Raw genomic sequence first — 12708 nt, 5'->3', positions numbered from 1 at the left:
CTTGGAAAGCCATAAAGAAAAAATCTTGGTGGTAGACGACGAAGCCAGCATTCGCCGGATTTTGGAAACGCGCCTTTCCATGATTGGCTACGATGTAGTGACGGCTGGCGACGGGGAAGAAGCATTAGATATTTTTCGCAAAACTGATCCTGACCTGGTAGTTTTGGATGTAATGATGCCAAAGCTAGACGGCTATGGTGTATGTCAAGAATTACGAAAAGAATCAGATGTCCCCATTATTATGCTAACAGCTTTAGGGGATGTAGCTGATCGCATCACCGGTCTAGAATTGGGTGCTGATGACTACGTAGTTAAACCATTTTCCCCCAAAGAGTTAGAAGCTCGGATTCGTTCAGTGTTGCGGCGAGTAGACAAGAACGGTGCTTCTGGCATTCCCAGTTCTGGGGTAATTCATGTCGCTAACATTAAAATCGATACGAATAAGCGACAAGTCTACAAAGGCGATGAGCGGATTCGATTGACGGGTATGGAGTTCAGCTTACTAGAGTTGTTAGTTAGTCGCTCTGGAGAAGCTTTTTCTCGTTCAGAAATTTTGCAGGAAGTTTGGGGTTACACACCAGAGCGCCATGTTGATACCCGCGTAGTAGATGTCCATATCTCCCGTTTGCGGGCAAAGTTAGAAGATGATCCCAGCAACCCAGAATTGATTCTGACAGCACGGGGTACTGGTTATCTTTTCCAGCGAATTATTGAACCAGGGGAGGAGTGAGGAGATGAGGTAGAGGGCAGGGAGCAGGGGGCAGGGGGGCAGGGAGAGAAAGAATAACTAAGTTAATTCCCAATGACAAATGACAAATGACTACTGACTAATGACTAATGACAATCGAGTTTTGCGGCGTCTACCCATTGTCGTAGGTGGGCTAGGCGCTGTACTTTTGCTGATTAACCGTTTATTGACACCAGAACTAACCCAATCTCAATCGCGTGGTGATGTGGTTGGCGTGATTTTGAGTGCGGTGTTAATTTTAACGGGTTTAATTTGGCAGCAAGTTCAGCCGCGATCGCCTGATACTGTAGAACTAATTGGAGAAGAAGGTTTTGTACTAGCAGCAGATTTACCTGAAGCCGTGAAAACAGAGCTAGCTTGGGCATCTCGTTTATTGTTGACCAATACAGTAACGCGATCGCTGGTGATTTATTATCAAGGTAAAGTTTTGTTGCGTCGCGGAATTCTGGGTACTAAATCTGAGGTTGTCCCAAGAGTAATTTTAAAACAGGTACTTGAAAAACAAAAGCCGATTTATTTAGTTGCGCTAAAAGTATATCCGGGTAGATTTGAATTTGATTATTTACCAGAAAACACTCAAGGTGTAATTTGTCAACCTATTGGTAATCAAGGCGCTCTAATTTTGGGCGCGAATGCTCCTCGCAGTTACACCAAACAAGATGAAAACTGGATTGCTGGGATTGCTGATAAATTAGCTGTTACTCTCGGCTCTTAGCTGATTCGCTAATTTAGAATTTAATCTAAAATCAGCAATCTAAAATCTAAAATTCAATCACCAAGAAGTCAAAAAATTCCACCCTTCTTTTTCTTCCAGTGTTTTTCCTTCTTCTTCCGCTTCTTCCGGTGTCTCTAAATTTTTCTGTTGAATTACATTCTCATATTCTCCTGAATCAACCCATTTCAACAACTCGCCAGCCCGCATCACTACCCACGAAAGTCCGGGTTCTGTATAGCTTAATATTTTGGTAACTTTATCAATACTGTCAAAATTATTCGATGCAAACTCACGGGCTTGGACAAGAAAATCTTCAATTACAGCAGTAGTCAAATACTCATCTGGTAAACCTGCGAGTTTCATCAGTGTAGTGGTTGCTACATCAATATCTTGACAAGCAAGCATTGCAGCGCGATCGGCAGTGAACCTAGCCATCATTCGCCAATTATACAAAGCCAGTTCCATGCCACTAGCTACCAAGCCACCAACCCCCAGTGTGGTACTGTTCAACAAATTTTTCAAACTTGGCATAACAATCGCCATTTGGTGATAAACCATGTGCTGACTCTTGATGCGAGCGATTTCGTGTCCAAAAATGTAAATCAACTCATCTGTGCTAAGCCATTCCATTGCATCTAGATTTATACCAACAAGGGGTTTTTCTACCCCAACAATGTAGCTTTGAATGTGACCTGTACCTCGAAACAGATACAATTCAGGAAGTGGAGCAACATCAAGAATTTGGCAGGTTTCTACAAATGCTTCATGCAATTGAGGAAAATTACGGGATGAAATTCTGATTTCACTACCAAGGCTTTGCAGCCTGAGTAAGCGATCAATGCCGTATTCATTAACTTTTTTAAGTAGCAGAGAGACACCGGGCATATTTTGCAAAGAAGCCAAGGCTTTACGATCAAAAGGGTGTTCGTAAGTTGCTGAACTCAGTCCAGTTAAAATTTTTCTCGTCATGGGTTTTGAGCTTTATCTTGGAATGTTTGGGAAGTTCAGTTACTCAGTACGAACAGCTTGCGCCTTCATTACGCCTATGGTTATGGGTTTGGGATTCATGAATTGTCCCTGAGTATAAATCATATTTCGTTCAGGTTGAAAGTCTTAAGTATTTATCACCATCTTGCCCAGATACAATATGCAATAGGGATAAACAGTAAACTGTACGCCCCTACTAGTGGGAAATTTAGAAATTTACAATTCTATCTATGCAAATTATTTATTGGCTATTACTGGCTGTAATGGTTGTGGGTATTATCGGTGCTGTAGTTCCTGCCATTCCTGGTAGCAGCTTAATTTTAATTGCAATTATCGTTTGGGGAATCGTTAGTAGTTCCTTTGCAGCTATCAAGATTCCCCTAATTGTGACAGTTATAGTTTTACTGCTCAGTGTCGGAGTGGATTTTTTAGCTAGTTATGTGGGAGCAAAACAAGCTGGAGCTAGCAAGTGGGGGCAAATTGGCGCAATTGTCGGTTTAGTAGTGGGATTTTTGGGATTATTACCAACATTGCCTTTTGGTGGCCCACTGTTAGGAATTTTACTAGGCCCGCTTTTGGGAGCAATTATCGGTGAGTATTTTTACCGACGTGAATTCGGATTGGCGCTGAAAGCGGGTATAGGGATTGTAGTCGGCTCTTTGGTTGGAAATTTGATTCAAGGGTTGTTAGCGATCGCCGCAGTTGTAGTTTTCGTTGTGACAACTTGGCCGCAGGTATTTGGCTCTTAGCATTTTAAAGGTCTGGCATATTTGAGAAGAGTAATAAATAGCTAACTGCTAGCTATTTATTACAAACATGCAATTTGAGAAAAAAGACTATCCATAGTAAACAAACACAGAGTTTCCTCTCCTGGATTCTACAAGAGTAACCGTTTCACTAAGTATTTGTAACTAGAAAAATTATATAAAATACGCTGCATACTCCATCTATCTAAAAGATGCTTGGATAATTCTAAGTATATAAAATTACTATTTTCTTAAAGCCAGAGCTATCGCCACGGAATCTAAAGCTTACAAAGCCTGAAATATACGAAGTACGCATATATAAAAAATTAAAATTTCATGAAGGATAGTAATGCTTTAAAGATGTGATGAAGACCACTCAGTAAATATTGCAGGCTCTAAGTCTATGTGATTTTATGGAGATAAGAAAGACATCACGCAAGTTTCGCTTTCACTGACAGTATTTTCTATAAATTACTGAGATTAAAAGTAAAGCAATTGCTTTGATTTAAGGTTATTACTACAAACCTAAAACGATAATGATTAATTTTAAATCTAGATTACTAAATGCAACTCTAGCTGTAACTGCTGCCATCCCCTTAGCTACTGCTGGGTTGTTTACCTCTGCTGGTTCTGCTCAAGCTGCTGCACTCGTCGGTGAATTTTCTTTGACAGGTGATGGTTCTGCTAGCTTGCTGGAAAATTCTTTTACCTTTAGTAATCCAAAGACATTTACTATCAGTTCTGATCCGGATTTGACTACTGGTACTTTCACTGGTTTTACTAAAGGTTCAATAGGGAACATTCTCAGTTTCGCTCCTACAATAGCAACTAATCCATTCCTTGATCTAGGTACTGATGCTGCTACCATTGGTGATGGCTTCAATACTTTTGCTGTAAGTTCTGCTTCATACACACTGACACAAGCTGCTGCAAATCTCGTTTCTATAAACGTCATAACTGACGGATTCTTTAAGAGCGCACTCGGCGAAATATCCCAGGGTCAAGGAATTTTTACCTTACAAACAACTGGTACAATCGCTACTATTAAAGATAATTGGAAAAAAGGGACAGCAGTAAAAGCAACTTATTCTAGTTTGTACTTTGCTACCGTTCCTGAGCCAACTACATTAATAGGTTTAGGATTAGTTGGTGCTGGCATGGTTATGTCTCGCCGCCGCAAAAGTTTCGTTTAATAGACCTAATTCTAAATAGAAAAAAGTTACTTTTATCAACTAAAAGTAACTTTAATTTATCAATTCGATTTGGTTGGAATACAACATTTCACTAACCAAGTCGAATTTTTTTATTCTGTCAGAGAAATCTATATTAAAGGTGAATTTATTTAAGCTGAAATAGATTTAAACTGATTGCAAAGATTGTTTCGCTTCAGTTGCGATCGCTTCTACTTCATCATTAGCCAAAGTTTCTAATATAGATTTGGCTTCTGCACTACCCAAACGAGTCAAGGCTTGTACAACTCTGTAACGAATTTGCCAATCTGGATTGGTTGCATAGGGAGCTAACAAAGGAACTGCTTGTAAATCTCCCAAGTCACCCAAAGAACTAATAGCAGCAGTTTGGACTAATTCGTTTTCTGATGAGAGTGCCTCTTTAAGTAGTTCAAAGGCTCGTGGATCGCCTAACTCTCCTAATGTGGCTATGATACTGAATTGTATTAACCATTCACCAGTTGTATGGTAAAGGTGTTGCAAGTCTTCAAAAGCTTCATGTAACTTCAAAGCGCCCAAACAGTCTGCTGCTGCTGCTTGTACATCTACTTCGGAGTCATGAAGCAAGCGATCGCGCAAGATATCTAAGGATAACTGTAAATCTTGTGTCCCAAGTGTATCCATTTGACTCACCGCCGAGTAACGGACACGCGAATTGCTATCACCAATAGCACTTTGAATTAATTCAAAACCGATCGCAGGTTCCAGTTCACGGATTTGATTTACTGCACGTAAGCGATCGCCTGAATTCTCAGAACTGAGCAATTGCTTAACAGACTCCGGAGTAATACTCATCTAGTTATCCTGATTTTCAAAGGTGTAAAAAAGACAGAGGCGATTAATCGCATCTTTACTTTTGACTTTTGTACAGACGCGATTAATCGCGTCTCTATTTTTGACTAATCTTGACTTGCTGCCATTGCCCGAATAATATCACCACGAGTAAGAATACCAATTACTTGATCCGTGTCGTCAAGTACTGGCAAGCGATGAACGCTGCGATCGTGCATGATTGTAGCAGCTTCCCTTAGAGTTTTATCAGGGGAAATAGCGATCGGGTTTTTACTCATCACCTCACCAACGGTTTGCCCTAAAGCCTTGTGCAAATCACGTTCATAAGTAGCAGGATTTTTTAAATAGATAACGCTATCAAGAAACATGATGTACGCAGGTGGAGTAACACCAGTTTCTTGCCACATCAAATCAGTTTCTGATATAATACCCACCAATTTACCGACATCATCCACAACAGGTAGTCCACTGATGTGGCGTTCTGCAAGAATTTGGATAGCTTCATTCAGTGGAGTTTCCACCCGGACGACAATAGGATCGCGGCTCATTACATCGGCAACGGTTTTAGGCATTTATTTATTTACACTTTTAATCAAAGTCCCTCCGCTTATTGTAGAAAATTGCGGCACTCAACCTGATGCAATTAATAGATTGTTACGGTATTGGGCATGGGGCATGGGGCAGAAATAAATTTTTGAATTTTGAATTTTGAATTTTGAATTGATTTCTCCCTCATCCTCTTCATCCTCCACTCCCTATTCCCTACTCCCCATCCCCTTTAAAGCAGCAATAATTTGAATATTTGCTTTAGGAAAAGTAAACTCCTCCAATTCTTCCAAACTTACCCAGCGAATTTCATCAGATTCCAAAGGTTGGGGAACACCTGTAAGATGGCGGCAATGATGTACTGTGAGGGTAACACGCAAGTCTGTATATGTGTGGTCAATAGTAATCAGATGCTCTCCTACTTCAATTACTATTCCCAGTTCTTCGGAAATTTCTCGTTGAATACACTCGCTGATAGTTTCACCAGCCTCAATTTTACCGCCAGGAAATTCCCACAAACCACCCATTGCTCCTTCTGGACGACGGCGATCAATTAAAATTTGCTCTTGCTCGTTCCAAATTACTGCAACACCAATGATTTTATGGGGTAAGAGAGAGTTGATTTTACTCATATATGGGTAGATAGGCAAAGTTAACGATTCAAAATTCAAACATTTTAGACATTTCTGACAAGAATTTAAATCCCGACTCTAGCAGATCGCAGGGGAATTAATGCTACATATAACAGTTAAGGCCTTAAACTTTTTAATTTACAATAAAGTTCCTAATTTTCCACTTTTAATTCTTGATTCAAAATATGCTCTTGACTCATAATAAAACTCGGCAGAGTTTAGACTACTTTGCCGAGTTTGAATTTATTGCGAATATCATTTATCGTAGTTAGTTTACCCAGGCGTGTGTATTAATCATTTAGAAATACACCTCTAATTCAACTGATTACCAAACTACACAAATTCACAGACAATCATCTTCCAAACCTCTGAGCTAATCTTTGTACTCCTAATATGCGGTTTTGCAAAGCGCCTATACGTTTAAATTCAACTTTAATTTGTCACTGTTTTGGATATTTTAAAAAGATTTAGCTGATTCTTGATTGGGAATTAGGAGCAAAGATTTCGCAGAGGTTTATTTTAAATTCGTATCGCCATGATTCTGAATAGCTATAAACCCAACAAGAATATTGAATTTACTATATTTCTAGTCAATTTCGTTGCTGTTGGTTTCAGTTCCTTGTAAGGCGATTTCAAAATCCATTCTCTGTTCAGCGTTACGTAAGAAATAACCACTAATCATAGCAGAAGCTAGAAGCCGACCCAGACTTTCTCTACTGGTAGTTACAGTAACGCCAAAGTTTTCTGAAGGTAGATTACCCAATAGTCCTATAATGTTCCGTTCCATTACCTGAAAAACTTCAGCAGACTTGGGTTTAGATAGTTGGGTAACTGTTTCTGGACTCAAGGATTTAACATACTGCCATAGTAAATCGCTAGTTTCTGATTCGCTATTGAAAAATTCTGAGACACGATTGGATGAGTTATTCATTTTTTAGCTCCTTAACTACCACTGCTAGCTGCGGTGCTTGCGATTTGAATATTAAATGTCTGTTTTGGATTAGACTTAGCTAGCTCTTTTGTCTTCCTGTCAACTAATGTAACAGCCAAGCTTAAGACTGGAAGTAGGCGTAACCGTACCAAAGTCAGCGTATTTTCTCACCCTAATAAAGAAAGTAAAAAGTGAGGAGTTTTTAAGTAACTCCTCACTCTTGCACAGATGCGATTAATCGCGTATCTACTTCTAACTTGCCAAATATTCACCCATGTTGGCTTTAGACTTGCGAAGTTTGGTTAAAGCTTCCCGCTCAATTTGCCGGACTCGTTCTCGGCTGATGTTCAGGATTTCACCAATTCTAGCCAGTGTCAGGGCTTGCCCATCAGTTAAGCCAAAGCGTAGCGTGATTACTTCCTTCTGTTGTGGCGTGAGGTCACCCATCAGGCGATCTAAGTCATAAGATAAAGAAGATTGCATGACAAACTCTTCTGGAGATGCTCCTGGATCTTCCAGCATTTCTCCAAGTTCAGTGTCGTAATTATCACCCAAGCGCAAATCTAAGGAAAGAGGCAAACGCGCCTTTTCTAGATACTCTCGCACTTGTTTGGGAGTCAATTCTAATTCTTCAGCTAGCTCTCCGGCTGTGGGAGCGCGTCCCAATTTTTGAGACAATTGGCGCTGGGCCTTTTTAATTTTATTTAATTTTTCAGTGATATGGATAGGCAGCCGAATGGTACGAGCTTTTTCGGCTATAGCACGAGTAATAGCTTGCCGAATCCACCAATAGGCATAAGTAGAAAATCTATACCCTTTGGTAGGGTCAAACTTTTCTACGCCCCGTTGCATACCAATGCTACCTTCTTGGATCAAGTCCAGTAAATCGACGTTGCGCTTTATGTACTTTTTAGCAACGGAGACTACCAGCCGTAAATTGGCTTCTACCATCTTACGCTTGGCAATCTCACCATCAGCGATCGCTTCATTCAACTCTGCTGGTTCTAGCTCTGTCGCTTTAGCCCATTCTTCTAAAGTCGGTTGACGACCTAACTGGGTGGCAAGAGATTCTCTTGATTCGTGCAAAGTGCAAGAACGTTGCACTTGTTTACCGTAGAAAATCTCTTCCTCGTGTGTTAAGAGTGGCACACGGCCAATCTCACGCAGGTAAGTCCGCACGAGGTCTGTGGCTGTCTGAGCGGTCTTCATGGCGCTACTCTTTGGTAATGATGGGTTTGGCGGTAGGGTCATTAAAGGATAAATGCTTTTTTAGAGTACTACCCAGTTAGGCTGGGAACCTATGCTATGGTTTACAACTTACGCATCCGAGAAACTCGGCTGCTCATAATAATCAAATTTAGGCTTCTTAACTGCTAAAAGTTACAGCTATTTCCTAGTTTGCACAAGTATCTACAGTTAGATAAAAGATCGCTTTTTAAACATTTTTCTATTGGAGCCGTATTAACAATTGTAACATTTATGAGAATATTTTGGCTATATGGCGACATTAAATTTCCTGGTTGTTCCAGTTCATGCAATGTCGCCCTTTCTCTCTAGGCTGACTTGAAGTAAATTTAAGAAATTCTCAGGTTCAAATAATTTTCCTCATATTTGTTAAGGTATCTCTAATGAGAACTATAGTCATTCTCTTATAACAATTACTTAATTTTTGTGGGAATGGGGCATGGGAAAGAGGACTTGGGGACAAGGGGAAAGACTTGTTGGAAGCTCTAAACTTTTGTCCCCTTGTCCCCTCTGCTCCCCTGCTCCCTACTCCCCACTCCCCACTCTCTACTCCCTCGCAATCGGGCAATACTCTTGAATGGTCTTTACGTCCAAAGTAGTATTTTGTAAAGAACGGATGGCAGCGACGGTAGCTTTCGCGCCGGCAATTGTCGTAATGATGGGGATTTTGTAAGCTAAAGCTGTGCGACGAATTAACCTAGCATCAGTGTGAGCTTCTTCTCCTGAAGGTGTGTTGATAATAAGTTGGATTTTCTGATTTTTGATTGCATCTAGGACGTGGGGACGGCCTTCATGTAGTTTAAGTACTAATTCAATATTTAAACCTTGTTCAAGAAGAACTCGCCGTGTACCAAGGGTAGCCATTACTGTAAAGCCCAAATCGATAAACTCCTTCACCACACCACTGGCAGCAGCTTTATCGCGATCGCTCATTGATACAAATACAGTTCCACTTAGTGGTAAACGCTCTCCAGCACCCATTTCTGCTTTGGCAAAGGCCCGGCCAAAGTCGCTATCAATCCCCATCACCTCACCAGTGGATCGCATTTCTGGGCCCAATATTGTATCAGTTCCAGGGAATTTATTAAAGGGTAATACTGCTTCTTTTACAGCAATATGTGTGGGAATGACTTCCTCAGTAAAATGTAGCTCCTCTAAGGTTTTACCCGACATAATTAAGGACGCTAGTTTCGCCAATTGTATGCCCGTTGCTTTAGAAACAAAGGGCACTGTACGCGAGGCGCGGGGGTTAGCTTCCAAAATGTAAACTTGCGGAGAATAACTGCTTGCGCCGACAACGGCAAATTGGATATTCATTAACCCCACGACTGACAGCGCTTGCGCTAGCTGCACTGTCCATGTGCGAATTTGATTGAGAACTGCTGGTGATAGGGAAATCGAAGGTAAGGAACAAGCGGAATCTCCTGAGTGAATCCCTGCTTGCTCGATGTGTTCCATGATGCCACCAATCACTACCCGTCCGGTATGATCGGCGATCGCATCTACATCGACTTCGATCGCATTTTCCAAAAACTTATCAATCAAAATTGGATGTTCTGGTTCCACTAGTACCGCAAAGGTCATGTAGCGTTCCAACTCAGCATCAGAATACACAATTTCCATCGCCCGTCCCCCTAACACATAGCTGGGACGCACCACCACCGGATAGCCAATCCGTTTGGCGACAATCAGCGCATCTTCGTAACTCCGAGCAATACCATTAGGCGGTTGGGAAATATTCAACTGTTGGAGAATCTTTTCAAACCGCTCCCGGTTTTCTGCCATGTCGATGGAATCTGGCGATGTACCCCAAATTTTGGTAAGCAGTTCTGAGGTGTCATTTCTAAGAAATTCTTGTAATGGTAAAGCCAACTTTAGCGGTGTTTGTCCGCCAAACTGGATTATTACACCCACCGGATTTTCAGTTTCAATGATGTTAAGAACATCTTCTTTTGTTAACGGCTCAAAGTAAAGGCGATCGCTTGTATCGTAGTCTGTCGAAACTGTCTCTGGGTTAGAGTTGACCATAATCGTCTCATACCCCGCTTTCTTCAAAGCATAAGCGGCGTGACAACAACAATAATCAAACTCAATTCCCTGTCCAATGCGGTTGGGGCCACCACCCAAAATCAATACTTTTGGCTTAGTTGTTGGCAATACCTCTGTTTCTTCTTCGTATGTAGAATAATAGTAGGGAGTAAACGCTTCAAACTCAGCAGCGCAGGTATCCACTGTTTTATAAACTGGGACAATCCCTAATGACTTGCGGTAAGCGCGAACTTCATCTTCGGTGGTTTTGGTGGCATAAGCAATCTGGCGATCGCTATATCCGTCCCGCTTCACCTCATAAAGTTGCTCTTTTGTCAATTGCTGTAAAGGTGTCCGCTTCAGGAATTTCTCGATATCTAATAGTTGTTGAAATTTATCTAGGAACCACGGGTCAATACCAGTTAGTTCGTAGATTTCCTCAGCAGTAATTCCTAGTTGTAAAGCATGGCGCACGGAGAAAATGCGATCAGGGTTAGGTGTTCGCAGTTGGGCGCGGATTTGTTCACCACTGGGTAATTTTTCGGCTTTGTCGCAACCCCAACCAGCGCGTCCGGTTTCGAGCGATCGCAGCGCTTTTTGGAAGGATTCGTTGAATGTGCGCCCAATCGCCATTGCTTCCCCAACTGACTTCATTTGGGTTGTCAGCACTGCGTCAGAACCAGGGAACTTTTCAAAGGCGAAGCGAGGGATTTTTGTCACCACATAGTCAATTGTCGGCTCAAAGGACGCCGGAGTTTTCTTGGTGATGTCATTTTTAATTTCATCCAAGGTGTAGCCCACAGCCAATTTTGCGGCCATTTTGGCGATGGGGAAACCTGTTGCTTTAGAAGATAAAGCCGAACTGCGGGAAACGCGGGGGTTCATTTCAATTACAACCACATCCCCATTAACCGGATTAACAGCAAACTGGATGTTAGAACCGCCAGTTTCTACACCGATCTCGCGGATGATTTTGATTGCCATATCCCGCAGCCTTTGATATTCTTTATCAGTAAGGGTTTGCGCGGGAGCGACTGTAATTGAGTCTCCGGTGTGAATGCCCATCGGGTCAAGGTTTTCAATGGAACAGATAATCACCACGTTATCTGCCAAATCACGCATCACTTCGAGTTCATATTCTTTCCAGCCGAGTAAAGACTGGTCAATGAGAATTTGTGAAACGGGGCTGGCGTCTATACCTACCTGTGCCATTTCTTCAAATTCTTCTTGGTTGTAAGCAATACCGCCGCCACTTCCACCCATTGTGAAAGCTGGGCGAATAATTAGGGGATAACTACCAATTTGACGGGCAACAGCTTTGGCTTCTTCCAAAGATTCGGCTGTACCACTGGGACACACAGCTACCCCAATTCTTGCCATTGCTTCACCAAAAAGTTTTCGATCTTCGGCTTTTTCGATGGCTGGTAGTTTAGCACCGATTAACTCAACGCTGTACTTTTCCAACACACCATTTTTGGCTAAAGCAACGGCAATGTTGAGGGCAGTTTGTCCTCCCATTGTTGGTAGGAGAGCATCAGGGCGTTCTTTCTCAATGACTTTTTCGACCAATTCTGGTGTCAACGGCTCAATGTAAGTGCGATCGGCCGTTTCCGGGTCGGTCATAATCGTTGCAGGGTTGGAGTTGACCAAAACCACTTCATAGCCTTCTTCTCGCAGCGCTTTACAGGCTTGAGTGCCAGAGTAGTCAAACTCACAGGCTTGTCCAATCACAATTGGGCCAGAGCCTAACAGTAGAATCTTCCGGAGGTCATCACGGCGGGGCATAGTAGTTGCCTTGGAATACGAGAATACAAATCCTGATTATTTTAAGGGTCTTTACCCCCTCTCGTGCTTTTTATTATTAAGTTTTCTAAGTTTGATGACAAAGGGGAGTAGGGAGCAGGGGAGGCAGGGGAGGCAGGGGAGCAGAGGGGACAAGGGGACAAGGGGACAAAAGTTTAGAGCTTCCAACCAGTCTTTCCCCTTGTCCCCAAGTCCTCTTTCTCATGCCCAATGCCTAACAATTATTTTGTATTTCTAATTTTATTTAATTGCGATGCTAAAATTTTTAAAGTTTTTGCGAATCTTTATTATCTAATTTGATTAGTT

Annotated in this window: 11 protein-coding genes; 4 read left to right on the top strand and 7 right to left on the bottom strand. The window is 41.9% G+C overall.

All coding sequences use genetic code 11. From position 1 onward, the window contains the following. Position 1: 1 nt before the first annotated feature. Both rpaB and RMY00_RS26375 read left to right on the top strand, forming a co-directional pair. Entirely contained in the window at positions 2-730 is a 729-nt protein-coding gene (rpaB, locus tag RMY00_RS26380) for a response regulator transcription factor RpaB (protein WP_100898636.1), read from the top strand. 100 nt (positions 731-830) lie between these two features. Further along, positions 831-1463 carry a cofactor assembly of complex C subunit B gene (locus RMY00_RS26375; RefSeq protein ID WP_322650374.1) on the top strand — a complete coding sequence of 211 codons (633 nt, stop codon included), beginning with the start codon at positions 831-833 and terminating at the stop codon, positions 1461-1463. Between the two features lie 57 nt (positions 1464-1520). Here the strand turns inward: RMY00_RS26375 and RMY00_RS26370 are convergent, their stop codons facing one another. After that, positions 1521-2432: a M48 family metallopeptidase gene (locus tag RMY00_RS26370; protein ID WP_322650373.1), complete on the bottom strand. Its 912-nt coding sequence runs from the start codon at positions 2430-2432 to the stop codon at positions 1521-1523. A gap of 248 nt (positions 2433-2680) precedes the next feature. On the opposite strand from RMY00_RS26370, the gene RMY00_RS26365 reads away from it, so the two are divergent. Continuing rightward, positions 2681-3199, top strand: coding sequence for a DUF456 domain-containing protein (locus RMY00_RS26365; protein WP_322650372.1), 519 nt, complete (start codon positions 2681-2683; stop codon positions 3197-3199). 533 nt (positions 3200-3732) lie between these two features. Next, positions 3733-4389 carry a PEP-CTERM sorting domain-containing protein gene (locus tag RMY00_RS26360; RefSeq protein WP_322650371.1) on the top strand — a complete coding sequence of 219 codons (657 nt, stop codon included), beginning with the start codon at positions 3733-3735 and terminating at the stop codon, positions 4387-4389. 165 nt (positions 4390-4554) lie between these two features. Here the strand turns inward: RMY00_RS26360 and nblB are convergent, their stop codons facing one another. From nblB to carB, 6 genes are all read right to left on the bottom strand, one after another. After that, entirely contained in the window at positions 4555-5220 is a 666-nt protein-coding gene (gene nblB, locus RMY00_RS26355; protein ID WP_322650370.1) for a phycobilisome degradation protein NblB, read from the bottom strand. Positions 5221-5324: 104 nt separating this feature from the next. Beyond that, positions 5325-5789, bottom strand: coding sequence for a CBS domain-containing protein (locus RMY00_RS26350; protein WP_322650369.1), 465 nt, complete (start codon positions 5787-5789; stop codon positions 5325-5327). 183 nt (positions 5790-5972) lie between these two features. Then, the gene (gene mutT / locus RMY00_RS26345) at positions 5973-6395 is read right to left on the bottom strand and encodes an 8-oxo-dGTP diphosphatase MutT (protein ID WP_322650368.1); all 423 of its coding nucleotides are present in this window, start codon (positions 6393-6395) and stop codon (positions 5973-5975) included. Positions 6396-6981: 586 nt separating this feature from the next. Then, positions 6982-7326: a DUF760 domain-containing protein gene (locus RMY00_RS26340; RefSeq protein WP_322650367.1), complete on the bottom strand. Its 345-nt coding sequence runs from the start codon at positions 7324-7326 to the stop codon at positions 6982-6984. 252 nt (positions 7327-7578) lie between these two features. Further along, complete coding sequence (locus tag RMY00_RS26335) at positions 7579-8535, bottom strand: RNA polymerase sigma factor, RpoD/SigA family (RefSeq protein ID WP_322650366.1); 957 nt, start codon at positions 8533-8535, stop codon at positions 7579-7581. Between the two features lie 582 nt (positions 8536-9117). Continuing rightward, positions 9118-12384: a carbamoyl-phosphate synthase large subunit gene (gene carB / locus RMY00_RS26330; RefSeq protein ID WP_322650365.1), complete on the bottom strand. Its 3267-nt coding sequence runs from the start codon at positions 12382-12384 to the stop codon at positions 9118-9120. Positions 12385-12708: the final 324 nt, after the last annotated feature.

Source organism: Nostoc sp. ChiVER01, from assembly GCF_034531155.1.
Classification (GTDB): domain Bacteria; phylum Cyanobacteriota; class Cyanobacteriia; order Cyanobacteriales; family Nostocaceae; genus Nostoc.
The sequence above is the reverse complement of the archived record's forward strand: the minus strand, read 5'-3'. Positions and strand labels throughout refer to the sequence as shown.

Excerpts from the sequence above, each read along its gene's own strand:
- nblB (WP_322650370.1), bottom strand. The coding sequence starts at position 5,220 with ATGAGTATTACTCCGGAGTCTGTTAAGCAATTGCTCAGTTCTGAGAAT.
- RMY00_RS26350 (WP_322650369.1), bottom strand. The coding sequence starts at position 5,789 with ATGCCTAAAACCGTTGCCGATGTAATGAGCCGCGATCCTATTGTCGTC.
- RMY00_RS26365 (WP_322650372.1), top strand. The coding sequence starts at position 2,681 with ATGCAAATTATTTATTGGCTATTACTGGCTGTAATGGTTGTGGGTATT.
- mutT (WP_322650368.1), bottom strand. The coding sequence starts at position 6,395 with ATGAGTAAAATCAACTCTCTCTTACCCCATAAAATCATTGGTGTTGCA.
- RMY00_RS26360 (WP_322650371.1), top strand. The coding sequence starts at position 3,733 with ATGATTAATTTTAAATCTAGATTACTAAATGCAACTCTAGCTGTAACT.
- RMY00_RS26335 (WP_322650366.1), bottom strand. The coding sequence starts at position 8,535 with ATGAAGACCGCTCAGACAGCCACAGACCTCGTGCGGACTTACCTGCGT.
- RMY00_RS26370 (WP_322650373.1), bottom strand. The coding sequence starts at position 2,432 with ATGACGAGAAAAATTTTAACTGGACTGAGTTCAGCAACTTACGAACAC.
- RMY00_RS26340 (WP_322650367.1), bottom strand. The coding sequence starts at position 7,326 with ATGAATAACTCATCCAATCGTGTCTCAGAATTTTTCAATAGCGAATCA.
- RMY00_RS26375 (WP_322650374.1), top strand. The coding sequence starts at position 831 with ATGACTAATGACAATCGAGTTTTGCGGCGTCTACCCATTGTCGTAGGT.
- carB (WP_322650365.1), bottom strand. The coding sequence starts at position 12,384 with ATGCCCCGCCGTGATGACCTCCGGAAGATTCTACTGTTAGGCTCTGGC.